At 51.3% G+C, this 23,989-nt stretch carries 20 protein-coding genes; 14 read left to right on the top strand and 6 right to left on the bottom strand.

Annotated elements, in window-relative coordinates; all coding sequences use genetic code 11:
• Positions 1–281: 281 nt before the first annotated feature.
• The 8 genes from exaC to EQP46_RS16175 all read left to right on the top strand — a co-directional run bounded on the left by exaC (position 282) and on the right by EQP46_RS16175 (position 9,646).
• Positions 282–1,790: an acetaldehyde dehydrogenase ExaC gene (gene exaC, locus EQP46_RS16210; RefSeq protein ID WP_129494637.1), complete on the top strand. Its 1,509-nt coding sequence runs from the start codon at positions 282–284 to the stop codon at positions 1,788–1,790.
• Between the two features lie 107 nt (positions 1,791–1,897).
• The gene (locus EQP46_RS16205) at positions 1,898–4,045 is read left to right on the top strand and encodes a 4Fe-4S binding protein (RefSeq protein WP_192545522.1); all 2,148 of its coding nucleotides are present in this window, start codon (positions 1,898–1,900) and stop codon (positions 4,043–4,045) included.
• A gap of 154 nt (positions 4,046–4,199) precedes the next feature.
• The gene (gene pqqA, locus EQP46_RS16200) at positions 4,200–4,271 is read left to right on the top strand and encodes a pyrroloquinoline quinone precursor peptide PqqA (protein WP_102259777.1); all 72 of its coding nucleotides are present in this window, start codon (positions 4,200–4,202) and stop codon (positions 4,269–4,271) included.
• A gap of 131 nt (positions 4,272–4,402) precedes the next feature.
• On the top strand, positions 4,403–5,320 hold the full coding sequence (gene pqqB / locus EQP46_RS16195; RefSeq protein WP_129494635.1) for a pyrroloquinoline quinone biosynthesis protein PqqB: 918 nt from the start codon (positions 4,403–4,405) through the stop codon (positions 5,318–5,320).
• Between the two features lie 8 nt (positions 5,321–5,328).
• The gene (gene pqqC, locus EQP46_RS16190; RefSeq protein ID WP_129494634.1) at positions 5,329–6,087 is read left to right on the top strand and encodes a pyrroloquinoline-quinone synthase PqqC; all 759 of its coding nucleotides are present in this window, start codon (positions 5,329–5,331) and stop codon (positions 6,085–6,087) included.
• A gap of 78 nt (positions 6,088–6,165) precedes the next feature.
• A complete protein-coding gene (gene pqqD, locus EQP46_RS16185) occupies positions 6,166–6,432 on the top strand; it encodes a pyrroloquinoline quinone biosynthesis peptide chaperone PqqD (RefSeq protein WP_129494633.1) in 267 nt (88 codons plus the stop codon).
• Positions 6,404–7,534 (top strand): pyrroloquinoline quinone biosynthesis protein PqqE, encoded by a 1,131-nt coding sequence (gene pqqE, locus EQP46_RS16180; RefSeq protein WP_129494632.1) that lies wholly within the window; start codon positions 6,404–6,406, stop codon positions 7,532–7,534. Before pqqD ends, pqqE begins: the two co-directional genes overlap by 29 nt.
• Before the next feature lie 21 nt (positions 7,535–7,555).
• Positions 7,556–9,646, top strand: a complete 2,091-nt coding sequence (locus EQP46_RS16175; RefSeq protein WP_129494631.1) for an insulinase family protein — start codon at positions 7,556–7,558, stop codon at positions 9,644–9,646.
• An 11-nt stretch (positions 9,647–9,657) separates the two neighbouring features.
• On the opposite strand, the gene EQP46_RS16170 is transcribed toward EQP46_RS16175, so the two are convergent.
• On the bottom strand, positions 9,658–10,326 hold the full coding sequence (locus EQP46_RS16170) for a response regulator (protein WP_129494630.1): 669 nt from the start codon (positions 10,324–10,326) through the stop codon (positions 9,658–9,660).
• Positions 10,327–10,640: 314 nt separating this feature from the next.
• Here EQP46_RS16170 and nosP point away from each other — a divergent pair, with 314 nt between their 5' ends.
• The 6 genes from nosP (at position 10,641) to EQP46_RS16140 (ending at position 19,458) form a co-directional block, all read left to right on the top strand.
• Positions 10,641–11,879 (top strand): nitric oxide-sensing protein NosP, encoded by a 1,239-nt coding sequence (gene nosP, locus EQP46_RS16165; protein ID WP_129494629.1) that lies wholly within the window; start codon positions 10,641–10,643, stop codon positions 11,877–11,879.
• 1 nt (position 11,880) lies between these two features.
• Positions 11,881–14,517, top strand: a complete 2,637-nt coding sequence (locus tag EQP46_RS16160) for a hybrid sensor histidine kinase/response regulator (RefSeq protein WP_129494628.1) — start codon at positions 11,881–11,883, stop codon at positions 14,515–14,517.
• A 102-nt stretch (positions 14,518–14,619) separates the two neighbouring features.
• Positions 14,620–14,850 (top strand): thymidylate kinase, encoded by a 231-nt coding sequence (locus EQP46_RS16155; protein WP_102316317.1) that lies wholly within the window; start codon positions 14,620–14,622, stop codon positions 14,848–14,850.
• 318 nt (positions 14,851–15,168) lie between these two features.
• Positions 15,169–16,992 (top strand): assimilatory sulfite reductase (NADPH) flavoprotein subunit, encoded by a 1,824-nt coding sequence (locus EQP46_RS16150; protein ID WP_129494627.1) that lies wholly within the window; start codon positions 15,169–15,171, stop codon positions 16,990–16,992.
• Positions 16,992–18,710 carry an assimilatory sulfite reductase (NADPH) hemoprotein subunit gene (gene cysI / locus EQP46_RS16145; RefSeq protein ID WP_129494626.1) on the top strand — a complete coding sequence of 573 codons (1,719 nt, stop codon included), beginning with the start codon at positions 16,992–16,994 and terminating at the stop codon, positions 18,708–18,710. The genes EQP46_RS16150 and cysI overlap by 1 nt, the downstream gene beginning before the upstream one ends.
• Positions 18,703–19,458 (top strand): phosphoadenylyl-sulfate reductase, encoded by a 756-nt coding sequence (locus EQP46_RS16140; protein WP_017011222.1) that lies wholly within the window; start codon positions 18,703–18,705, stop codon positions 19,456–19,458. The genes cysI and EQP46_RS16140 overlap by 8 nt, the downstream gene beginning before the upstream one ends.
• 102 nt (positions 19,459–19,560) lie before the next feature.
• On the opposite strand, the gene EQP46_RS24255 is transcribed toward EQP46_RS16140, so the two are convergent.
• From EQP46_RS24255 to EQP46_RS16115, 5 genes are all read right to left on the bottom strand, one after another.
• On the bottom strand, positions 19,561–19,734 hold the full coding sequence (locus EQP46_RS24255; RefSeq protein ID WP_167482775.1) for a hypothetical protein: 174 nt from the start codon (positions 19,732–19,734) through the stop codon (positions 19,561–19,563).
• Between the two features lie 324 nt (positions 19,735–20,058).
• Positions 20,059–20,925 (bottom strand): quinoprotein dehydrogenase-associated putative ABC transporter substrate-binding protein, encoded by an 867-nt coding sequence (locus tag EQP46_RS16130; RefSeq protein WP_129494625.1) that lies wholly within the window; start codon positions 20,923–20,925, stop codon positions 20,059–20,061.
• 9 nt (positions 20,926–20,934) lie between these two features.
• A complete protein-coding gene (locus EQP46_RS16125; protein WP_129494624.1) occupies positions 20,935–21,312 on the bottom strand; it encodes a hypothetical protein in 378 nt (125 codons plus the stop codon).
• Positions 21,313–21,337: 25 nt separating this feature from the next.
• A complete protein-coding gene (locus tag EQP46_RS16120) occupies positions 21,338–21,787 on the bottom strand; it encodes a plastocyanin/azurin family copper-binding protein (protein ID WP_129494623.1) in 450 nt (149 codons plus the stop codon).
• Positions 21,788–21,916: 129 nt separating this feature from the next.
• Positions 21,917–23,728: a methanol/ethanol family PQQ-dependent dehydrogenase gene (locus EQP46_RS16115; RefSeq protein WP_129494622.1), complete on the bottom strand. Its 1,812-nt coding sequence runs from the start codon at positions 23,726–23,728 to the stop codon at positions 21,917–21,919.
• Positions 23,729–23,989 lie beyond the last annotated feature (261 nt).

Below are 23,989 nucleotides of genomic sequence, written 5' to 3'. Positions count from 1 at the left end.
GTTCGAATACGATGAAAAACACAGGTAAATCATGGTGGGTCATGATGTATTTTTTGACGTGGAATAGCGCGAAAAACCAAAAGAAAACAGCGGTACACGCAAATGTGTTGTCCTCCTTCTTTTCGTTTACCCGTCGAAAGTATGAGATTTTGCCAACCAAGGGGTGATGGTGAGATCCCACCTCCTTTCCATACTCTAAGTACAACGCCTGACATGACCTCCAAAGGGAGCGTCAGGGAAGACGAAGGCGATATCGCCAACGAATTATGATGAGGTGGACAATGATTTACGCAAAACCAAATACCGACGGAGCCGTCGTTAATTTCAAGGCGCGTTATGGCAACTACATTGGCGGTAACTGGGTTGAGCCAGTTAAAGGACAATACTTCACTGATACATCGCCTTGTTCGGGCGAATCGATCGCAGAAATTCCTCGCTCCAGCGCAGAAGACATTGAATTGGCGCTCGACGCCGCGCATCAAGCGAAAGCTGCGTGGGGAGCAACATCCGCCACCGAGCGTTCTAATATCCTCCTCAAGATCGCTGACCGCATCGAAGCCAACATCGAATATTTGGCCGTTGCAGAAACATGGGAAAACGGCAAAGCCGTGCGCGAAACCCTCGCCGCTGACCTGCCGCTTTGTGTCGATCACTTCCGCTACTTCGCCGGGGCGATTAGGTCCCAAGAGGGGTCTGCGGCTGAGATCGATGCCAATACCGTGGCCTACCATATTCACGAACCTCTAGGGGTCGTCGGGCAGATCATCCCTTGGAACTTTCCACTGTTGATGGCGGCATGGAAAATTGCGCCAGCGCTTGCTGCAGGTAACTGCATTGTTTTAAAACCTGCCGAGCAAACACCGACGACCATTTTATTGTTGATGGAGTTGGTGGGTGACTTGTTGCCACCAGGCGTATTGAACGTGGTTAATGGCATGGGGCCCGAGGCTGGCCAAGCGCTTGCAACATCCAACCGTATCGCAAAGATTGCTTTCACAGGCTCGACTGCGATTGGTAACCATGTGCTTCGCTGTGCGGCAGATAATTTGATCCCATCAACAGTGGAGTTGGGCGGTAAATCCCCCAATATCTACTTTGAAGATGTGATGCAACAAGAAGACGAGTTCATCAGCAAAGCCGTTGAAGGCTGTGTATTGGCATTCTTCAACCAAGGCGAAGTGTGCACGTGCCCATCGCGTGTATTGGTGCAAGAAAGCATCTTTGACGCGTTCATGGCGAAAGTGGTTGAACGCACCAAAGCAATCAAACATGGCAACCCGCTCGACACAGAAACACAAGTGGGCGCACAAGCGTCTAACGAGCAATACGAGAAGATTTTGAGCTACATGGATATCGGTCGTGAAGAGGGCGCGGAGCTACTGATGGGCGGCGAGTCGGCAGACTTCGGCGGCGGTTACTACGTGAAACCGACCATCTTCAAAGGCGACAACACCATGCGTGTATTCCAAGAAGAGATCTTCGGCCCTGTTATTGCTGTCACCACCTTCAAAGATGAGGCTGAAGCGTTAGCGATTGCCAATGACACCGAATATGGCCTAGGCGCAGGGCTTTGGACGCGTGACGTAAACCGCGCATACCGCATGGGACGAGCCATTCAAGCTGGCCGTGTTTGGACGAACTGTTACCACCTTTACCCTGCACATGCGGCGTTTGGCGGTTACAAAAAATCCGGTATTGGCCGTGAAACCCACAAGATGATGCTGGATCATTACCAACAAACCAAAAACCTGCTGGTGAGTTACGACATCAACCCGCTCGGTTTCTTCTAAATCCTTTCTGCAACCTGACGGCAGCGTTCCCAGTGCTGCCTGACGGATATGCGATGCGGAGTTCGTACTCCGCTTTTTTAACGGGTATTTCCATGCCAGAGCAGTGTATGTATTGGCGTCGTTGGCTTTGCCTCAGCTTCTTTTTGATTCTCTTTACACCGTCGCTTTGGGCCCAAGATTGGCTTGAAGTGAGCGATGAAGCGCAAGCCCTCTTTCCGAGCGCCACCCGCATGAAAGCATCGCAAGATGCCATGCCCATTACCGATATCTATCAACTCGACAATGTCATCGGCTATCTGTTTGAAACCGATGACTTAACGGACTTTCCGGGCTTCTCAGGCGACAGCATTAATTTGCGCGTGGGTCTTGATGTGCAGGGGCGCATTGTTGGTTTGGTGTTGGTGCGTCATCACGAGCCGATCTTCTTGCATGGGCTGGGTGAAGCGCCTTTGTATGAATTCATTGCCCAATACCAAGGGTTGTCGTTGAAACAGCAAGTGTTGGTGGGCAGTGACCAAGCGCGGATTGCCAGTGATGATTTAGCCTATTTTGACGGTGTCACCAAAGCGACAGTCTCCGTGATGGTCGTCCATGACACCATTTTGGCCGCAGCGCGAAAAGTGGCGCAGGCAAAGCTCAGTGGCTTTGGTTCTTCCGCCAAAGCCAAGCTGAACATGAAGGCGTTCTCTCCGCGATCCTTTGACGCGTTACGCCAAGAGCAGGCACTTTTCCGGTGGCAACTTAGCGATGAAGCGGCGGCTGCGCAATTGGTTGTGGACGCGGATCGGTTGCGGTCCGCGCGTGAGGCCAATGATGAAAACGCGCCTTTTATCGACTTGTCGATCGCGCTTATTAACCCGCCAAGCGTGGGGCAAAATCTGTTGGGTGATGCGGAGTATCAACGCATCATGGAATCTCTTTCGGCTGGGGAAATCGCGCTCCTTGTCGGCTCTCGAGGTGGCTATTCGTTTGTGGCGGACGACTTTGTGGCGGGTACAACGCCTGCGCGGTTTTCACTTCGCCAGCAAGGTAGCCCGCTGGCGCTTCGTGATGCCGATTTGTATCACGCCCAATCACCTGTGTTTGCAGAACAAATCGCCGCCTTGATGCCAGCATTCGATGACATAAAAATTCTCACCTTCTCGGATCAAAGCGGGTTCGATCCGTCGTTGCCTTTGTCATTCGGTATGACGATCCAATTGAAGAAAAACTTTCTTGAATCAGAGCATGTGCTGATCGACACCGAATACCGGTTGCCAGACAGCGTGTTGATCCCTGTTGAACCCCCTAAGCCGCCTATCCCTTTGTGGCAGCGGATCTGGCAGGATCGGCTTGTCGAGGTTGTTATCCTTTCAGTGTATCTCGCCCTACTGACCGGCATGTTTGTGTTTCAGCATCGCTTGGCTGGATTTGGCCGCTATTTAACGCCAGTGCGACTCACTGCCTTGGTATTTGTGATCGGGTTTATCGGTTTTTATGCCCAAGGGCAGCTTTCTGTCGTCAACATTTACACCCTGTTTTTGTCCCTTTGGAAGGGCTTTGATATCACAGTCTTTTTGCTCGACCCCATTTTGTTTGTGCTGTGGAGCTATGTGTTTATCAGCCTATTTTTGTGGGGAAGAGGCCTGTATTGCGGGTGGTTGTGTCCGTTTGGCGCTATGCAGGAATTGGTGGCTGCCGTGGCGGAAAAGTACCGCTTACGACAATGGAAGATCGGCGACGGTCTGCATCAAACGCTCATCACTGTGAAATACGGTGTGCTGGTGGTGTTGGTGAGCATGGCGTTCTACCAACTTTCTCTCGCAGAAACCCTCGCAGAAATCGAACCATTCAAAACGGCGGTCACGCTCATGTTCGACAGGGCATGGCCTTTCGTGTTGTACGCCGTGTTGCTGCTGGCGCTGAGTGCACGGGTTCATAAAGCGTATTGCCGCTACATGTGCCCACTGGGAGCGGGCTTGGCCGTGTTAGGGCGTTTGCGGCGTTTCAGTTGGCTCACGCGGCGTAAGGAGTGTGGTCAACCCTGTCGGCTGTGTGAAAAGCATTGCGGCATTAATGCGATTCAAAAAACAGGGCAGATTGATTACAACGAGTGTGTGCAGTGCTTGGCCTGTTTGGCCATTGTGAGCGATGAACACCGCTGCGTAGCGAACAAATACGGCAAGAAAAGAAAATTGAGACGCGCAACAAATACGCTCGATGAAGGCGTGGTAGTCACTGTTTCTCCTCATGATTTTTCGAAAACTCAACCCTAGGTGTCGGGTTATGTCCGTTTTGGCAAAACTGATTTGCGTCTCGGACGAGAGAAATCATCACAAAGTAGGATTGGTAGTTTCTCGCCTTGTATTTAGGCTAATAACGGTGGCGATAATTTTGTCACATTCGTATCAGGCACAAGGAGCAATCACTATGTGGAAAAAACCTAGCTTTACGGAACTGCGACTCGGATTTGAAGTTACCCTTTACATCAGCAATCGTTGAGAGAGTCGTAATGGGATGCCGCCTTCGGGATGCATCCCTTTTTTTTATTCTTTTTCCACGATGTCTGGATGGTTTGAAATGGCTCGTTGGATCTTCAGCGACGGCGAAAAGAATGGCCAAGGAGAGCGCGAATGCAGATTGTGGTGTTAGGCTCTGCGGCAGGTGGCGGGTTTCCGCAATGGAACTGCCATTGTCGTATGTGTTCGTCGGTGAGAAACGGCACCAGCCGTGCTGAATCAAGAACCCAATCGTCGATTGCTGTCAGTGACGACGGCGACAATTGGGTGGTGATTAATGCTTCGCCAGACATTCGCCAGCAAATCAATGCCTCTCCTCAGCTTGCGCGTGCCAATGGCGCCCGTGGGTCGGGCATTCGATCTGTGATTGTCACGGATGCGCAAATCGATCACACCACAGGGTTGTTGATCCTCCGCGAAGGCCTGCCGCTCGATTTATATTGCACCGCAGAAGTCGCGCAAGAGCTTTCCACCAGCTATCCCATTCTTTCCATGATGAAGCATTGGGAAGGTGGATACCGCACCCATACCGTCGATCCAACAGCTGACGAGGGATGGCAAATTCCCGCAGTGCCCGCGTTACGTTTTCACCCCATCGTCTTGGCATCGAATGCGCCGCCGTTTTCCCCGTACCGCAATAAACCTCGCCCCGGCGATAACATCGGCCTGCGTATTGTGGATACACGCTCCGGCGCGACCTTGTTCTACGCGCCAGGTTTAGGTGCGCCCGATGATGCCGTGTTGTCTGCCATGGCAAGTGCGGATTGCGTGATGATGGATGGCACCTTATGGACGGATGATGAAATGATCCGCGAAGGACTGGGTACGCGCTTGGGTAGCGAGATGGGACACCTTTCTGTGTCGGGAGACGACGGCATGTTGGCTTTGCTGGATCAGTTCGACAAGCCGAGAAAAGTGCTGATCCACATTAACAACACCAACCCGATCCTCGATCCCTATGCGTCTGAGCACAAGGCCGTGCTGGATGCGGGTGTCGAGATTGCCTTTGATGGCATGCACATTCAGATCTAGGAGGGATGATGAAAGACGCGATGAGCCGAGAGGCGTTTCAAGCCGCCTTACTTGCTAAAGGGCAGTATTACCATATTCATCATCCTTTCCATAAAGCGATGTACAGCGGCAAATGCACCAAGGCGCAAATTCGTGGTTGGGTTGCTAACCGTTTCTATTATCAAACCGCTATTCCTATCAAAGATGCGGCCATCATGGCCAATTGCCGCGACCAAAAGGTCCGTCAGCAATGGGTACAACGCATTCTTGACCATGACGGGCATGAAAGCTTGGACTGTGAATGGGGCGGTATTGAGGCGTGGCTTCGTTTGGCGGAATCCGTGGGGTTAGAGCGCCAAGAAGTGCTTGATGAAAAGTGGGTGCTGCCGGGCGTGCGGTTCGCGGTGGATGCGTATGTGAATTTTGCGCGCAGAGCGACATGGCAAGAGGCGGCATGTTCATCGTTAACCGAACTCTTTGCCCCTGAGATTCACCAATCTCGCCTCGATAGTTGGCCGACCCATTACCCGTGGATCGACCAAAGCGGCTTAACCTATTTTCGTCAGCGCTTGAGCCAAGCTCGTCGTGATGTTGAGCAAGGTATGGCGATCACACTCGATCATTTTCAAACGTCAGAACAACAGGAAAGGGCACTCAATATTTTGCAATTTAAACTCGATATTTTGTGGTCGCTGCTGGATTCGCTGAGCATGGCGTATGAGTTCGATCGGCCGCCGTTTGTTGGGGTAGCGGATGAGCCCGTTTGGCACCATGCGATTGATCGTTAACAGAGATGATAGAGACGAGTAGCGAGATTCTAGATAACAACCAGAACGAAAGAGCAAGGCAAACGGTAGGGAGTGGGCATGAGTGATGAAGTGGTTTACCAACGCAATGCAATGTTTCGAATGCAGTTCGAAAAGGCGCAAGAGAGCTACGTGCTGCTGTTCCCAGAAGGCATGGTGAAGCTCAGCGAAAGCGCGGCTGAAATCTTGCTGCAGTTTGAACATCCTAGCCCTGTGTCAGCGGTAATTTCTCGCTTGGAAGCCAAATTTCCGGGTGTGGCGCTCGCGCAAGATGTCGCGGAGTTTGTGGAGGTGGCGTGTGATAAAAAATGGCTCGAAAGCTGTTAGTCCGCCGCTGTGGTTGCTGGCTGAACTGACATACCGCTGTCCGCTGCATTGTGCGTATTGCTCGAACCCGATCAATCTGGGTGATCCTTCTGATGAACTGACGACAGAAGAATGGTGTCGCGTGTTGGCACAAGGGCGTGAACTGGGTGCGGTGCAGCTAGGTTTTTCAGGTGGCGAGCCGCTGCTTCGCCAAGATCTCGAAGAGATTGTGGCCCATGCTCATCAACTGGGGTATTACACCAATTTGATCACCTCTGCGGTCGGGTTGACTGAAAAGCGGATCATCAAACTGAAAGCGGCAGGCTTGGATCATATTCAGATCAGTTTTCAATCTGCCGATCCGGATCTTAACGACGCGATCGCGGGAAAACGTAACGCGTTCGCGCACAAAAAGGCCATGTTCAATGCCGTTAAAGCGAATGGGTTTCCCATGGTGATGAACGTGGTGATCACTCGGCAAAATATTGAATCCATTGACGCCATCATGGCGCTAGCGATTGAGCTTGATGCGGATTACGTCGAACTGGCCACCTCCCAATACTACGGATGGGCGCTGCATAACCGCGATGCATTGTTGCCGTCCCATGAGCAAATTGCGCGTGCGGAAGCGCGTGTGAATGCGCTGCGAGACCGCCAGCAAGGCCAAGGGCCTAAGTTTTTATTCGTCACGCCGGATTACCATGAGCAGCGCCCGAAGCCCTGTATGAGTGGCTGGGGAAACATTTTCCTCAACATCGCACCGGATGGAAAAGCACTGCCTTGTCACAGCGCGGCGCTGTTGGATTTGCCTCACCCAAACGTGAAAGAGCAGGCACTTTCAGACATTTGGTATCACTCTGACAGCTTTAATCGCTTTCGCGGATTTGACTGGATGCCCGAACCTTGCCGAAGCTGTAATGAGAAGGAAACGGATTTTGGCGGTTGTCGGTGTCAGGCATTGTTGCTGACAGGTGATGCTGCCAATGCCGATCCTGTTTGCAGTAAATCCCCGCATCACACGGTGATCGAGGATGCGGTGGCGAAGGCCAATCAAGGCTGTCATAGCGAAGCATTGGCAAGGAACGTGAAAAATAGCCACCTGATCTTGTCCGTAAAACCATGATGTATTTCATGAGGAGAGGCTATGGCGACACCACATCCTGCCGCGCCAGATTGGTTTTTGCTTCCACCTGCTGAACAGCAGTTGGACTCAGGATGGGTGGGATATCGCCACGTCACGGGCGTCATGCATTGGCATCATGCAGCATCAGATGAAGACAGGCTCAGTGTTGCCCTTGTGGTGCCGACGCCGTCAGACGATGACAGTGGCATTGCGCATGCGCTCGAGCACATGGTGCTTCGCGGTTCAACGCGCTATCCCGACCCTGATACCTTTCTCTCCCTTCGCGCCGAACTGACCCTGCTTGAATTCAATGCCACCACGCAAAAAGAGAGTACCCGTTTTCATCTTTCAGGTTATGACCCCGCCTCGGTACTTCGTGGCATCGGTTTTCTGTCCGATTGCGTGTTTTCGCCCTTATTGAATAGCGATGACTTCGACGAAGAAATCATTCGCCATACGCTGCGCGCGGAGGGGTTAGGGCTAGATGGCACCTTGTACCGAGAGCTGACGGAATATCAGCGTAACGATCGATTCAACGAAGCGGTCGACATGGCGGTAAACAGTGAGCCGAGAGCGCCGCTTTACGGCGGCATGCCTGACACATTGGAAGCCTTGGATATCGTCAAACTGCGCCGTTACCACAATACGCACTACCGCCCAGAGAACACCGTGCTTATCTCGTCAGGATCTTGGCCGATGATTGGTTTGTGGCGACAAGTATCGAAAGCGTTAATTAACGTGGGGAAGGCACTTTCAACGTCGGATGACGATGACAAGGTTCATCATGCTCCTTCGGTTTCCTCGCACGCTTCTTCGTCAGACTCTTTGCCTGAGACGTTGCCCGAGCATCGCATCGAAACCCTGCCTTTTTCGCCGTACTGGGCGAGCGTGTTGCACCCGTCTTTACGGGCGCTGCGGTGCCAGAAGAAACTCACCGACATGGGCGCGATCCTGCTGCCGTTGATCTCGGATTTTCAGCCCAGACCCACGTTGCGGTTTCGCGTAACGCAGCACACTGATATCAATGCGCTATCGCGGTGGCTTGAACATATTAAGGATGAGATATCAGCGCGTCGCATTGCGTGGCAATCACAGTATTTCACGTTGGAGCAAGGACGGTTCATGGCGAACCGCTGGGGCGATGGTTTGCAGCGTTTGTTTCATGATTTCGCCGTTTCACCGTTCGCGCCGTCATACCTAAAAGCCACGCCAAACACAGAAAAACTGCCCCCTGACTCTGAGGGTGTCTCCTTGGCGCCTCAAGGCGAATGGTTGTCGCCGTGCCAACCGCTTCGACGCTTATCCATATTGTGCCGTTGTCAGGCGCGCGATCATGCTACCCGTGCTGCCATCGAACGCTGGTTAACCTTGTGTCAGCAACGTACGCTGCGATGGGCGTGGATGAAGGGCAGCCCGATACTTTGCGACATCAATCAATGGGATTGCGCGAATGCCGTCATCCTTGGGTATACCGTTGATTTACCTATCAGTGACGTGGACGCGTTGCGCCAGTTTTGGCATCACACCTTAAGAATGCATGAGATCGATGCGATCCCGGGAACATGGCAGCGCACCGAAGATGGCATGGTGTTCTTGGGTAAGGGCAGTGCGCCTGTGTATCGCACGGGCAGTATCATGGCGAGCCATAAAGATGAAGACTCGGCCATGCATGTCACCTTGTCATTCCCGCACTCGGTGGAGGCCGGTGAAATTGCTGCGCTGGGGCAAGCCGTGATGGCCACGAGCATGATCCAAAAGCGCCGTCTTGGTGGACGCTGCTATGCCGTGAGCGTGGGGGTTGATCTCATGCATTATGAATTAACTTTCGATACGGTCGCCGATGGCGACCCAAGCGTGAGCTTTATCGCTTTGCTCAACGCGTTTGAAGTGCTCAGTAAGTCTAGGGATGACCTGGCGTTCGAAAAAGCCTGTCACGGCGGTTTGGGGCTGGTTTCAGCGAAGTACAACAAATCGCAAGGGCGTTTTCATCGTGCGTTGCTGGGCATGGTCGGACAGACTACGGCCATCGATGTGTCGAAAGCCACGCCGGATTCTTTGGTGAATTTGGTGACACAGGTATTAGCGGCCTTGAAGCAGCCTACTTGGCATTGATGACACGCTGATCAGCGCTTGAGGTAGCGGTCGAAATCAATGTTGGTGACGCCAACCACGGCTTGAATGCGGTTGTGAACACCGAGCTTTTTCAAGATGGCTGACACGTGTGATTTTACCGTGGTTTCAGAAATGTTCAGGTCGTAAGCGATTTGCTTATTTGCCGCCCCTTGCGCCATGGATTTCAGCACCAGAAGTTGTCTGCGCGTGAGAGTGTGCAACATTTCAGGTGAGAAATGGGGCTCATCCTGACGACGGTGCGATGCGTCTTGATCCCCTTCTGCGCGAATAATATCGGCAGGCAAATACACATGCCCATCAAGGATCTGTTCGAACGCTTCTCGCATCTTTTCTCTTGGTGCACTTTTCGCGATAAACCCAACGGCACCATAGGCGATGGTTTGAAGAATGATCTGCTTATTGGTTTCTGCTGAAATGATCGCAACGGGAATGGTAGGGCTTTGATTTCTCAACTCTAATAAGCCTTTTAATCCGGCCATGCCGGGCATGTTGAGATCAAGCAGAATCAAATCGAGATCCGTGTGAGTGGCAGCAAGGTCTAAGGCATGGGTAATGTCTTCTGATTGCAAGATTTCACACTCTTCATAGCGTGATCGGATGACGGCGATCAGTGCGTCTCGAAACAGTGGATGATCATCGGCAATAAGAAATTTGTACATGGCTTAGTCCCTTTCACTACGTAAGTTAAACGCCCGCCATCTTCCTGATGACCCCTAATATTGCTGTGATTTCACGGATGTAAATGCACCAAAATGGTTTCCTAAACATTGCGTTTTTTGTTCTTTCCAGTGTAGTGACCCTGATTCCATTTGTGGTCTTTGAAGTGTCCCAATCTTGAAACTTTCATCATGCGGGGTTTGCAAAAACATAAAAATCATCCTTTAGGAGGAAGCGCGAAGAATTGTGCACTGCTTACACTTACAAGATGTGAGCACCGATTTAAGAAACGCCGAAAGGTGTCAGGAGATAGGGCATGACAGCACAGCAATCGTCGTTGCAACGGCAAGCCGTTTACAGCGCAGCAACCTACCAGCTCGATGCGGTGAAAGCCGCGCGAGAACTGGCGTTACAGCTTGATAGTGATGACATTGGCTTTGTGTTGTTCTTCTGTTCTTCTGCCTATGATTTACAAGCCCTTAGTAAGGAAATGTCGTCTGCATTTTTGCATTGTGAGGTCATGGGCTGCACGTCGGCGGGGGAAGTTACGCCCTATGGATATTCGAAAAGTAGCATCAGTGCGCTAGGCTTTTCCCATAAGGATTTTAAGGTTTCTGGCATGCGCGTGCCGTTGGAAGATTTTACACTTCAGTCGGCGCAACTCTGTGTCAGTTCCTTGATTGAGGCGTGCCAAATCGACCTGAAAGCGCCCATTAACGGCAACACCTTTGTGCTCACCTTGATTGATGGGTTGTCGCCCATTGAAGAGCGTTTTCTGGTGACCTTGGATACGGCGTTGGGGCGCTTACCGCACTTTGGTGGCTCGGCGGGGGATGACATCCACCTCGCGAACACGCATGTGTATTGTGACGGCGAGTTTCATACCAACGCCGCCATTGTGGTGATGTTCAACACCCATTGCCCGTTTGAAGTGTTTACCACGCACCATATTGAAAGTCTTGATAGCAAGCTGGTGGTCACGCAAGCCGATTGCACCTCGCGCAAAGTGTATGAGTTTAACGCCGAGCCTGCGGCGCAAGTGTACGCGCGGGAAGTGGGCATTCATCTCAATGATCTTCGCCCTGAAATCTACGCGCTTCATCCTTTGGCGGTGTTGATTGGCGATCAGTACTACGTGCGATCGATCCAGAAAGTAAATGAAGATCTGAGCTTGGATTTTTACTGTGCAGTGGATGATGGGATCGTCGTAACGGCGATGCGACCGGGGGATCTTTTTGCGAACACGCAAGACACACTGTCGGCGATGGAATCACGCATTGGGGAGCTGGAAGTGACCTTGGCGTGTGATTGCTTCTTGAGGCGCTTGGAGGTGGAGCAAACCATGAAACAAGACCAAGCGAAAGCCATGATTTCCCGTTTTCGTTTGGTGGGGTTCAACACTTATGGTGAGCAACTCAATGGGATACACATGAACCAAACGCTAACAGGCGTGATGATTGGTAAACCGCCTCGACATGGCGCGGTGCCGCGGGGAGCAGACCCATCTCAAGAAGCGACGGAAATGTCGCCATATTTGGCGAAAAAGGCAGGGTGAATTGAGTCAAAACGAGAAGGAACTCAAACGGCGTATTGCCGCGTTAGAGGAAGAAAACACGCGGCAGAAAAAAATGATTGAAGCATTGGTGCATCGCGTTGAGCAAGGGGGAAGCCCGCAAGTGGATGCATGGGGCGCATTTCAGCATTCCGTGGTGCTGGCCGATCAGGTGCGCGATAAAACCGAAGAACTGAATCATGCACTGCAATCGCTCGAATCCACCAATCGCCAGCTTTCGCAAGCCAAGTCGCAAGCCGAACAAGCCCATCAGCGTTTTATTGATGCCATTGAGTCTATTTCTGACGGCTTTGCACTCTACGATCCGAACCGCGAGTTGGTGTACTCAAACAGCCGTTTTCAACGCTACTGGAAAGACAACGCCGTCTCGCTAGATACGACGTCGCTCACTCCTGAAAAGATCCGCGAACTCGCGCATGCGCAAGGGTTGATCGTGAGTGAGCCAGAAACCACCAACAACGGCCACACCTTAAAACTGAATGACAATCGTTGGCTTCAAATCAAAGAGCGTCTTACCAGTGATGGCGGCATGGTGATGGTGTATTCCGACATTACCCAGTTAAAACAGGCAGAAACGGCACGCTTTGAAGCGGCCATGGCTGAGAAAAGTCGCTTGCTTCAAGACATGGTGGACAACCTTTCCCAAGGGGTGCTGTTGGTCAGCAAAGAGGGGAATATTCAGGTTTTCAATCAGCGCTTTGTGGTGATTTCAGGGCTGGTGCAGTCGCAGCTTTCAGGCGCAAAGTTGGACGATGTTCGAGAAAGATGCCCGATCACATTAGAGCGGATTGGACGCGGTGGGGCGCATCCGCCAGAAGGCATTCGGGTTCAGACGTTACCGGACGGCCGCGTGATTGAAGTGCGTAGTCATGCCATGGAAGAAGAAGGCTACGTCAATACGTACACCGACATCACGCAGCGTTATTTGGATGCCAAGGAACTGAGAGAGACCGAGCAATGGCTGCGTTTGATCACTGACAATGTGCCCGCCTTGATCGCCTATGTGGGGGACGATCTTCTCTACCAATTCACCAACCGTGCTTACGATGAATGGTATGGCTACCCGCGCGGTGAGTTGATCGGTAAACACATCTCGATCATGCGTAGCCAATCGAAATTCTCGGCGTTGAAACCCTATCTAGATCGTGCGTTATCGGGCGAGTCTGTGATGTTCGAAATCGAAGAGAACAATGCCAGTGGCAACACCCGCTATGTAGTGAAAAGCTATGTGCCGAACCTCTCTTCCGCAGGCAATATCACGGGGCTTTTCGTACTCAACTGGGACATCACAGAGCGCAGGCGCAGTGCCGAGGAACTAGAGCAAGCCTATCAAACCATGGAACTCAGAGTGCAAGAGCGTACGGCACAGCTACAAACTCTGAATGATCAGCTCCAAGGTGAAGTGGAAGAAAGGCGCGTCATGCAAGAACGGCTGCTTGAAACCAAAAAAGATGCCGAGTATGCCAATTTATCAAAAACCAAATTCCTTGCTGCGATCAGCCACGATTTGCTGCAACCGCTCAATGCCGCTCAGTTGTATTTAGGGTCTTTGCTGAGTCACCGTATGTCACCGTCGGCGCGAAAACTGGTGGATTCATTGACGCACTCGCTTCAGGACGTGGAGTCATTGATCACGACCTTGGTTGAAATATCCAAGCTGGATGCCGGCGTGGTCAGAGCCGACAAACAGTCGTTCCCCATCAGCGATTTGCTCGACAACATCGCCGATGATTTCTCTCATGCCGCAGAAGGCAGCGTCGTTGAAGTGCGATACGTGCCTTGCTCTGCCTACGTGTATACCGATTCACAATTGCTGGCGCGAATCATTCGTAACTTGATGACAAATGCCCTTCGCTACACGGTATCTGGCAAGATTTTGCTGGGCTGTCGTCGTTGCACTGATGGGCTTCGCATTGAAGTGCTTGATACCGGCGTTGGGATCCCTGAAGACAAAAAGAAAGAGATCTTCCAAGAATTCAAGCGCCTCACTGCGGATCAAGAGCTTCATCATACACAGCTTGGTTTGGGCCTCGCGATCGTTGACAAGATAGCCAGTGTATTGGGGCATGGCGTGTCGGTAGATTCGATGCCTGGCCGAGGATCGCGCTTTTCCGTGTTTGTGCCCTATGGAAACCGAAGTATCCCTAGCCCTCGTAGCATTGAAACCTTAGTGCCCGATGCGGGCGTCGTACTGCAAGGCGCGCGAGTATGGGTGGTTGATAACGATCCAAACATTTGTCATGCCATGGAAGAACTGCTGCAGCGCTGGGGTTGTGAGGTCGTCACGGCGTGCTCGTTGCAGGAACTCCAAATCAGTTGCGATACGGTGCAGGCACCCGTGGAATTGTTGATTGTGGATTACCACCTCGACACAGAAATGACAGGCTTGGCATTGGCGCAATACATCAACGCTCGGCGACTACAGCCAGTACCAACAGTGCTCGTGACGGCCAATCGCAGTGAAGCTTTGCAGCAACAAGCGCGAGATTTTGGGTATTTGGTGCAACATAAGCCCGTCTCTCCGATGCGCTTGAAGATCACCTTGGTGCATTTATTAAATGGCGAAAAAGGGGACGGGGTTGGGCTATCTTCCTCCTCGCTTCTGTCTCACAAACGATAGCGCTCGCCGTGGCACATCGACGTGCTGACGACTATGCTTTTACCAGACGATGCATGTGGTTAATCGCGTAACCCTAAGCATTGCAAAAAGCAGGAAGAGCCAATGACAAAATCAGAACTCCGTTCTCTCTACAGCCAAGAAATGCTGGTGGAGGCCATGATCGAACCGTCGTTGTCGAGCGATGGATGGATTGTTGAATTTCGCCATGCCCGCGGGGGACTTGTGCCATTAACCGATGGAAATGGTGTAGAACAATGCTTCGGCGACGTTGATATGGCGACAGAAAATGCCTTAGAAGTGGGCTTTCATCAGGTACGTATCGTCGATATGTAATCCGGTTTGAATCAGTGCATCAGCTTCTTTTGTCTTTCCGTTTTGAACGCTGAACTCTGCCGTTAGACCGTTAATGAACCACCGCTGCAATCTCAATTGTGGCTGTGGTTTTTCTCACCTCAAAACTTTGCTTTCTTCTCTCCGGTTTCCACCTAGTGTCATCCTTTGCTGATTAGTTCACACGCCCTATGTCACAGTTTCTGACCGAATTTGCCCGATATTCAAACCCAAAGTTATAAAACATGCATTTCTATTATTTTTAGTTATTACGGCGAATGGCTAATCTATGCTCACGAAATAAAAAAGGAATGTCGTGACATGTTACTCAAGGAACTTTCTGCACTGGCAAGCCCGCTTAATGACCAACAGATCGGTCAGCTTCAGCAGGCCGTGGCAGAGCTATCGCCACAACAGATGGCGTGGATCAGCGGTTACTTCTGGGGTTTGAGCCAGACACCTGCCGCTGCGGCAAGCAACCCTCAACCTCTTGCACAAGCGGTCGCTACAGCAGCGAAACCTGCGGGTAAGCTAACGATCATTTATGCCTCTCAAACAGGCAACGCGAAAGGCGTTGCGGAAGCGTTGGAAACGCAAGCGAAAGCAGACGGTGTGACGGTTTCTCTTTTCTCAGCGGACGACTACAAGCCGCGTGATATCGCAAAAGAAACCCACTTGGTGATTGTCGCGTCAACCAACGGCGAAGGCGAGCCACCTGATAATGCCATTTCGCTGCATGAATTCCTTCAGTCTAAGAAAGCGCCGAAGCTCGATAACCTGCAATATGCAGTACTCGGTTTGGGTGACTCAAGCTACGAGTTCTTCTGCCAAACCGGTAAAGACTTTGATGCCTTCCTCTCTAAGCAAGGCGCGAAAGCGATCATTCCTCGCCTTGATTGCGATGTGGATTACGATGCCGAAGCAGCAAGCTGGAGTGCGGATATCCTCGGCAAAGTGAAAGAAGCACTGAGCGGCGATGCTGACGAAGTGGTTGTGCCGATTCACGGTGTTGAAACTGCAGCGCAGGTGTCTGCTTACAACAAGCAAAACCCGTATGCGGCGGAAGTCGTAACAAACCAAAAAATCACAGGTCGTGATTCAGGTAAAGACGTTCGCCACATCGAGATAGATTTGGGTGAATCAGGCCTGACATACCAGCCGGGTGACGCATTGGGCGTGTATTACAGCAACGGTGCAGAGCTTGTAGATGAGATCTTGGCGAAAGGCGGTCTAACGGGCGATGAAACCGTTGACGTTGCAGGTGAGTCGTTGTCGCTGCGTAAAGCGCTAACGGACAAGTTTGAAATCACAGCAGCAAACCCACAACAAGTTGCGGCCTATGCTGAGCTTTCAGGCAGCAAGAAGCTTCAAAAGCTGGCAGAAGATAAAGATAAGCTTCGCCAGTATGCCAACAACACCCAAGTGGTGGATGTGTTAGGCGAGAAGAAAACCAAGCTGACTGCCGAGCAGTTAGTGGGTCTGCTGCGTAAGCTGACACCGCGTTTGTATTCTATCGCATCAAGCCAAGAAGACGTGGGTGAAGAAGTTCACTTGACGGTGGGTTTGGTGGAATTCCAAAACGGCGACAACACGCGCTTTGGCGGTGCATCTAGCTTCCTTGCGCACCGTGCGGAAGATGCAGAGTCGGTGAAGGTGTTCATTGAACACAACAACAACTTCAAGTTGCCAGCCGATGACAATGCGCCGCTTATCATGATTGGCCCAGGTACTGGTATCGCACCTTTCCGTGCCTTCATGCAAGAGCGTGATGCGCGTGGTGCAGAAGGTAAGAACTGGTTGTTCTTTGGTGACCGTACCTTCACGCAAGACTTCCTCTACCAAGTAGAGTGGCAGAAATTCCTAAAAGACGGTTTGTTGACCAACATCGACCTTGCCTTTAGCCGAGATCAAGCTGAGAAAGAGTACGTTCAGCATAAAATCCTTGAGCAATCAGCAGCGGTTTGGCAGTGGCTACAAGACGGTGCATACCTCTACATCTGTGGCGACGCGACCCACATGGCGAAGGATGTCCATGAAGCATTGATTAATGTTGTTGAGCAGCAAGGCGGAAAAAGCCGAGAAGACGCAGAAAGCTACTTGAATGAACTGCGTAAGGCGAAGCGCTATCAAAAGGATGTGTATTAATGAGTGACAAGCAAGTTAAGTTGGGCACAGAGCTAGGCCCACTCGCGGATAACGAGCGCCTGAAAAGAGAAAGTAATTTCCTGCGCGGAACGATTGAGCAAGATTTGAAAGACCGTGTAACGGGTGGATTCACAGCAGATAACTTCCAGCTGATCCGTTTCCACGGCATGTACCAGCAAGATGACCGTGATATTCGCGCAGAGCGTCAAAAGCAAAAGCTTGAGCCGCTGCAAAACGTCATGCTGCGCGCACGTATGCCCGGTGGCATTATCTCGCCAGAGCAATGGTTGGCGATTGATAAGTTCGCAACAGACCACACTATGTACGGCAGTATTCGCCTGACAACGCGCCAAACATTCCAGTTCCATGGCGTGTTGAAGCCGAACATCAAGCTGATGCACCAAACGCTGAACAAGATTGGTATTGATTCCATCGCAACAGCAGGTGACGTGAACCGTAACGTGCTTTGTACCACCAACCCTGTTGAGTCAGAGCTTCACCAAGAGGCGTATGAGTGGGCGAAGAAAATCAGTGAACACTTGCTACCAAAAACACGCGCTTACGCGGAGATTTGGCTAGACGGTGAGAAGGTAGAAGGTCATCAGGACGAAGAGCCGATTTTGGGTTCGAACTACCTGCCTCGTAAATTTAAAACCACCGTGGTTATCCCGCCGCAAAACGACGTGGATGTTCACGCGAACGATCTGAACTTCGTGGCGATTGCCGACAACGGCAAGCTGGTGGGCTTTAACGTATTGGTCGGCGGTGGCCTTGCCATGACGCACGGCGATACAGCGACCTACCCACGTAAAGCAGACGATCTCGGTTTTGTCGCACTGGATAAAACCTTGGACGTTGCCGCAGCGGTTGTGACGACACAGCGTGATTGGGGTAACCGTTCAAACCGTAAAAATGCAAAGACCAAATACACGCTGGATCGCGTTGGGACTGATGTCTTCAAAGCGGAAGTGGAAAAACGCGCAGGCATTACATTTGAAGCGGTTCGTCCATACGAATTCACTGATCGCGGCGATCGCATCGGTTGGGTTGAAGGCATTGACGGCAAGCACCACTTGGCGTTGTTCATCGAAAACGGCCGTCTGTTGGACTACCCAGGTAAGCCTCTGAAAAGCGGTGTGGCTGAAATTGCGAAGATCCACAAAGGTGATTTCCGCATGACAGCAAACCAGAACCTGATCGTGGCGGGTGTGTCGAAATCCAACAAAGCGAAGATCGAAAAGATCGCCCGTGAGTATGGATTGATCGATGATGGTGTCAGCGAGCAGCGTAAAAACTCCATGGCGTGTGTGGCGTTCCCAACATGTCCTCTGGCCATGGCGGAAGCAGAGCGTTTCTTGCCACAGTTTGTGACTGACGTTGAAGACATTTTGGACAAACACGGCTTGGAAGATGATCACATCATCTTGCGTGTCACAGGGTGTCCGAATGGTTGTGGTCGCGCCATGCTGGCGGAAATTGGTTTGGTGGGTAAAGCCCCTGGACGCTATAACTTACACTTAGGTGGCAACCGTGAAGGAACGCGCGTGCCTAAGATGTATAAAGAGAACATCACCGATGCGCAAATCCTCGAAGAGATCGACACATTAGTCGGTCGTTGGGCGACAGAGCGTAACGACGGTGAGGGCTTCGGTGATTTCGTCATTCGTGTTGGCGTGATTGCAGAAGTTAAAGTCTCCAAGAGGGATTTCTATGCCTAAATTTCAATTGTCCGATTTGCTTGGCCTGAACAAGGCGCAGCAAATCCTAGAGCTAGCACCCATTAACGCTGAGTTGGAAAGCCTGTCAGCACAGGAGCGAGTTCAGTGGGCATTGGAGAATTTGGAGGGCGAATTCGCCCTCTCATCTAGCTTTGGTATTCAGGCGGCAGTGATGCTGCATTTGGTGACTCAAGCGAAACCCGACACACCGATTATTTTGACGGACACGGGTTACTTGTTTCCTGAAACCTATCAATTTATCGATGATTTAACGAAGCAATTGTCATTGGATTTACGTGTTTACCGTGCAGAGCAAAGCTCAGCATGGCAAGAAGCACAATATGGCAAATTGTGGGAACAAGGTGTTGAAGGCATTCAACAATACAATCGCCTAAACAAAGTTGAGCCAATGCGTCGCGCATTGGATGAACTGAACGTCAGCACGTGGTTTTCTGGCCTTCGCCGAGACCAAGCAAGCTCTCGCCAAACCTTACCGATCCTTGGTATTCAAAATGGCGTGTTCAAGTTCTTGCCAGTGATTGATTGGACCAACAAAGACGTGCATTACTACTTGAAAGAGCATGGTTTGCCATACCACCCATTGTGGGATCAAGGTTACGTGTCGGTGGGCGATGTCCACACCACGCGTAAACTTGAAGAAGGCATGACAGAAGAAGAAACGCGTTTCTTTGGCCTTAAGCGTGAATGTGGTTTGCACGAAGATGTGAGTGACGGCGGCGGTATCTAACGCCTCCTGATTTCTATACTGTGCGGCTGCGTGTGATACGCACAACACCTCAGAAAAATGACGCCTAATGGCGTCATTTTTTATGCCTGCTCGTCACGTTTATCAGTAGTTTTCAAACGTGCGTTCAACGTCTTTGTAGCATTGATCTCTGTCGGTATTGTTTCGGATCTTGCTGCAATCGCTTTCCGCCATACCGCGGCCAATGTCGGTGCTGCATCCTGCGAAGGTAAAGAGAATGAGCAATGAAAGGAGCAGTGTGTGATGTGTTCGTTTCATGTGGAAGTCCGAGGGTCATGCCAGTAATGAAATCGTAGTGTTTACCTTATCAATTAATCACCGAGAGATCTGCTCGTTAATCTTAGCGGCCAGTTTTCCCATTCGTTGATTGGAGAGGGGGCGCATTTTGAGGGAGATCGAAATGATCCCCAACGCTGTGGTTTGAAGAAAGGAGAGGAGGCTTGAAAAGGGCGTCGCTGGCAAAACCGATGGGGATCCAACCCAGCAGCAAGGCAATGAGCAACATGACCAGAAAAGGTTTGATGCCACTTATCGTCTTTTTCACGACAAATGGCATCTCATTGGGTTTATTTCTACGCACGTTTAATCATCATCATCGCCACCGAGAGGGGCTGACGAAGCCTCAACGACGGGCACGCCATAATCACTGAGGATCATCGCAATTTCAGGTGCATTGGCGTCCATCGCCATCTCGACGGTTTTCTTCCAAGGCCGCTCGCCGTATCTCACGCCCATTGAAATGGGAAAGTCAAAAACATTGCTGCCTTCTGACGTCATGGAGATCACCGCAAGATCGGGGTGAGATTTTGCAAAATACCCTGCAATGGGCCCCCAGATCACCAACATGTCGAATTCACCGTCCGCAACGCGGTTCACCATTTTCCCTGGGTAATCTTCCGCATCGCCGTTCATGATACGGAAAAATGAGGTGTTGCCTTTAAAGCCGTTATCTCTGAGCCAAGTGACGGCGGGAGAGGGAGCGAAAGCTGCCACATTCAGTGATTGCTTCACGCTATCAGGCAAGGTGGCAACATCGTGTTGTGTTGCCGCCGCGCCCAGTGGGCCGTCTTTTTTAAAGATGATCGAATAGGACGATCGATAATAGGGCTTGGTCGTGGCTGCGATATCGAACTGCGTTGGTACGCCGATCACCAGATCGCAGGCAAAACGCCCCGTATCATCGGAGTAATTCTTCAATGTATTGCGAATAAACCCCATGCGTTGCGGGAACCAAACATATTCCACATCGAGGTGAAAATACTGCGCAAGTTGCTCTGCAATTTTATTCTCAAACCCTTGTCGGTCTTTATTGGAATAAGGCAGATTGTTCGGATCTGCGCAGACCCTCAGTTTATCGGGAAGGGGAGAAGGAAAGGCGGGTTCATCCGCCCATGATACCGAAGACACCAGCAGCAGAATCGCGGAGAAAAGAGACCATAAACGTATCATGCGAGCCTCCTATTGTGTGCGGGTGATTTGCTGAGAAACAAAGCACTGCTCTGTGGCTTCATCACGCAAGGTGGTGAGCACTTTTCTGGCCGAGCGGCTGTCTTTTGATGAGCGGAAATAGCCCCCGCGTTCGCCGCGCATGTTCCTTAGCCTTGCGAATGCATCGGCATGGACGAAATCATCAAAGCGCATTTCAGCGGCGATTTTATCGAGGACGCAACTGCATCCGTACATGTTGACGTAGGTCGGACCGCCGTTGAGTGACATGCACTCTTGCACAAATTTAACGCGCTCAAGCGTGGGGAAATCATTGGCATTGGCTGCGGGAGTGATGCCCATCAATGCAATGAGAAATACGATGCTGGTGGATGGAAGTATACGTGTCATATGTTGCCTCCTCATGGTCTTGGCGTTATATGACTCCCTGCTTTTGGAGATGCTTTTTGAATTTTTTCAGCAATCCTTTTGCAGGCAGTAGAGACTTATCTTTCTGAATTTCAGCAAGGTAGGCGTCGATCGTGCCTTCGATGTCACTCGGATTACCGACAAGCAATACACCGCCCATTCTCGCGCCCCAATGTGGCGTGCACTTGTAGACGTAAATACCGTCTTCGTTAAACACAAAGCTGACATCAACACCCAGTTCGGTTCTGATTTTCTCTGTGCCTTCAGGCACCATGGCGTCAATGGTTTCAATCATGTGTGCGGGCATGTTGACCCAAGAAACACGGTCGCCCGGTTCAACAACGATGAACATGGGATCGAACTTCACACCCACGGCGCGAACTTCATGTTCTGTCGCGTGGCTGAGGGAGGTGGCTCCCCAAAACAAACAGATCACCCAAAAAAGTCGTTTAGCCATTTGGAATCCTTTTGGTTATGTCTTACTCGCGGGTTGTTGATGCTTTTCGCATCTCGCATCTCGCATCTCGCATCTCGCATCACGTAACGAAAAGCGAAAAGGGGAGTCTTCACTCCCCTTCGTTGCTGATTAGCTTTCCGGTAAGGCAAAGACCGTCAACACACCGCCCAATTGGGTGTAATCAGACAGTTTGCGATACGCGCCCACCGCACCGAGCCCGTCAGTGTCGCCTTCAAGCCCAGCCGCCATACCGATACCAGCCCAGCCACCGACACCTGACAACACGGCAATATATTGTTTACCGTTGTGCATGTAGGTATTTACGTTACCGATGATGCCTGACGGGGTTTTGAAGCGGTAAAGCTCTTTCCCTGTCTTCTCATCCACTGCTTTCAAGTAGCCTTCCAGCGTGCCGTAAAACACGATGCCGCCACCGGTCGCCAATGCGCCACTCCACACGGAAAATGGCTCAGGAATAGACCATACGATTTCACCTTTTTCAGCGTCCCATGCGATGAAGTTTCCCAAACCGCCGTGGCTGTCTGGGGCGGGGAACATAGAAAGGGTGGCACCGACATAGGGTTGACCTGCGGTGTAGGAAACTTCGAACGGTTCGTAGTTCATGCAGACATGATTGGTCGGCACATAGAACAAGCCAGTGCGCTCACTGTAGGTGGCAGGTTGTTGGTCTTTTGAGCCCAATGCTGCTGGGCAAACGCCCGTTGTATCGACATCTTCACCGTTTTGGTCGGTTGAATATTTTGCGACCACTTGAGGACGTCCGGTTTCCATGTCCACATGGGTTGCCCAATTCACAGCAGGGTCAAATTTTTCAGCGACAAGCAGTTCACCCGTGACTCTGTCGAGGGTGTAACCAAAGCCATTTCGGTCAAAGTGCACAAGTAGTTTTCTGTCTTTGCCGTTGAATGTCTTATCGACCAATATCATTTCGTTGACGCCGTCATAATCCCATTCGTCATGAGGCGTCATTTGGTATAGCCATTTCGCCATGCCCGTGTCGGCATCACGCGCCATGATGGTCATGGAGTACTTGTTATCGCCTGGACGTTGCGATGGGTTCCATGTGCTTGGATTACCTGTGCCGTAGTAAATCAGGTTCAACTCTGGGTCATAGGTAAACCAACCCCATGTTGTACCGCCACCAATTTTCCATTGGTCGCCTTCCCACGTTTTTAGGCTGGCGTCTTTGCCGATCGGCTTAAGCATCTCGGTGGTTTTTTCAGGGTCGACCAGCATTTCATCGTCTGGCCCTGTGCTGTAGGCGCGCCAGGCAACGCTGCCGTCTTTGACGTTATATGCGGTGAGGTAGCCGCGAACACCGAACTCGCCCCCACTGATCCCTGTGATGATTTTGTCTTTCACGACCAGCGGCGCATTGGTGTTGGTTGCCCCGACTTTCGGGTCACCATTGACCACTTTCCACACGACTTCACCTGTGTTTTCATCCAACGCGACTAAGGTGGTGTCTGCTTGTTGCAGGAAAATTTTTCCGTCGGAATAGGCGAGGCCACGGTTTACGGTGTCACAACACATGACGGCGATAACCGAGGAATCTTGTTTTGGCTCATAAGACCAACGAAGCGCTTGCTTATCCATGTTGATCGCGAACACTTTGTTCGGAAACGGGGTGTGGATATACATGGTGTTGCCAATCACAAGAGGGCCGCCTTCATGTCCGCGGAGAACCCCTGTTGAGAAGGTCCAAGCAACTTGCAGGTCTTTGGCATTCTTTGCGTTGATTTGATCGAGTGAGCTGTAACGTGTACCTGAATAATTCGCGCCCCACATCACCCATTGGTTGGGATCATCTTGAAGCTTGAGTAGCTCATCGTTCGCCTGCGATGTTGCTGAAAACAGCATGGGCAGGGAAAGCGCCGTTATCGCTAACCCGCGACTAAACGACCGTTGTGCACCTTTCATAGTAACTTCCTCCGCGACAGCGTGTGAGTTCAACGCACCCAACTAGGGATGGTTTTTCACTTGTCGGCCTTGTTTTTGAATGTAGGGACATCGCAATCCGCGGGTTGTGGGGCGCTCTTTTTTGGCTTACCGCGTCTTCCGGTTGCTTCAAAGGAAAAGCGTTGAAATAAACGTTAGGCGGTCTACAACGATGCGGGTTCGCGTTTCAGCATTGCACCTTAATGCCATTCGGTTCCGACCAAACGGGCAGGCGAGTTCTAA

The sequence above is a fragment of the Enterovibrio baiacu genome (assembly GCF_004120195.1).
Lineage (GTDB): Bacteria > Pseudomonadota > Gammaproteobacteria > Enterobacterales > Vibrionaceae > Enterovibrio > Enterovibrio baiacui.
Note: the sequence above shows the minus strand (reverse complement) of the source record. Positions and strands in the feature narration are given on the sequence as shown.

What these genes read in the sequence shown, in the direction of transcription:
- pqqD (WP_129494633.1), top strand. Translation starts at nt 6,166, where the DNA reads ATGAGTGATGAAGTGGTTTACCAACGCAATGCAATGTTTCGAATGCAG.
- exaC (WP_129494637.1), top strand. Translation starts at nt 282, where the DNA reads ATGATTTACGCAAAACCAAATACCGACGGAGCCGTCGTTAATTTCAAG.
- EQP46_RS16140 (WP_017011222.1), top strand. Translation starts at nt 18,703, where the DNA reads ATGCCTAAATTTCAATTGTCCGATTTGCTTGGCCTGAACAAGGCGCAG.
- EQP46_RS16125 (WP_129494624.1), bottom strand. Translation starts at nt 21,312, where the DNA reads ATGACACGTATACTTCCATCCACCAGCATCGTATTTCTCATTGCATTG.
- EQP46_RS16205 (WP_192545522.1), top strand. Translation starts at nt 1,898, where the DNA reads ATGTATTGGCGTCGTTGGCTTTGCCTCAGCTTCTTTTTGATTCTCTTT.
- pqqB (WP_129494635.1), top strand. Translation starts at nt 4,403, where the DNA reads ATGCAGATTGTGGTGTTAGGCTCTGCGGCAGGTGGCGGGTTTCCGCAA.
- EQP46_RS16120 (WP_129494623.1), bottom strand. Translation starts at nt 21,787, where the DNA reads ATGGCTAAACGACTTTTTTGGGTGATCTGTTTGTTTTGGGGAGCCACC.
- pqqC (WP_129494634.1), top strand. Translation starts at nt 5,329, where the DNA reads ATGAAAGACGCGATGAGCCGAGAGGCGTTTCAAGCCGCCTTACTTGCT.
- EQP46_RS16130 (WP_129494625.1), bottom strand. Translation starts at nt 20,925, where the DNA reads ATGATACGTTTATGGTCTCTTTTCTCCGCGATTCTGCTGCTGGTGTCT.
- cysI (WP_129494626.1), top strand. Translation starts at nt 16,992, where the DNA reads ATGAGTGACAAGCAAGTTAAGTTGGGCACAGAGCTAGGCCCACTCGCG.
- nosP (WP_129494629.1), top strand. Translation starts at nt 10,641, where the DNA reads ATGACAGCACAGCAATCGTCGTTGCAACGGCAAGCCGTTTACAGCGCA.
- EQP46_RS24255 (WP_167482775.1), bottom strand. Translation starts at nt 19,734, where the DNA reads ATGAAACGAACACATCACACACTGCTCCTTTCATTGCTCATTCTCTTT.
- EQP46_RS16170 (WP_129494630.1), bottom strand. Translation starts at nt 10,326, where the DNA reads ATGTACAAATTTCTTATTGCCGATGATCATCCACTGTTTCGAGACGCA.
- EQP46_RS16115 (WP_129494622.1), bottom strand. Translation starts at nt 23,728, where the DNA reads ATGAAAGGTGCACAACGGTCGTTTAGTCGCGGGTTAGCGATAACGGCG.
- EQP46_RS16175 (WP_129494631.1), top strand. Translation starts at nt 7,556, where the DNA reads ATGGCGACACCACATCCTGCCGCGCCAGATTGGTTTTTGCTTCCACCT.
- EQP46_RS16150 (WP_129494627.1), top strand. Translation starts at nt 15,169, where the DNA reads ATGTTACTCAAGGAACTTTCTGCACTGGCAAGCCCGCTTAATGACCAA.
- EQP46_RS16155 (WP_102316317.1), top strand. Translation starts at nt 14,620, where the DNA reads ATGACAAAATCAGAACTCCGTTCTCTCTACAGCCAAGAAATGCTGGTG.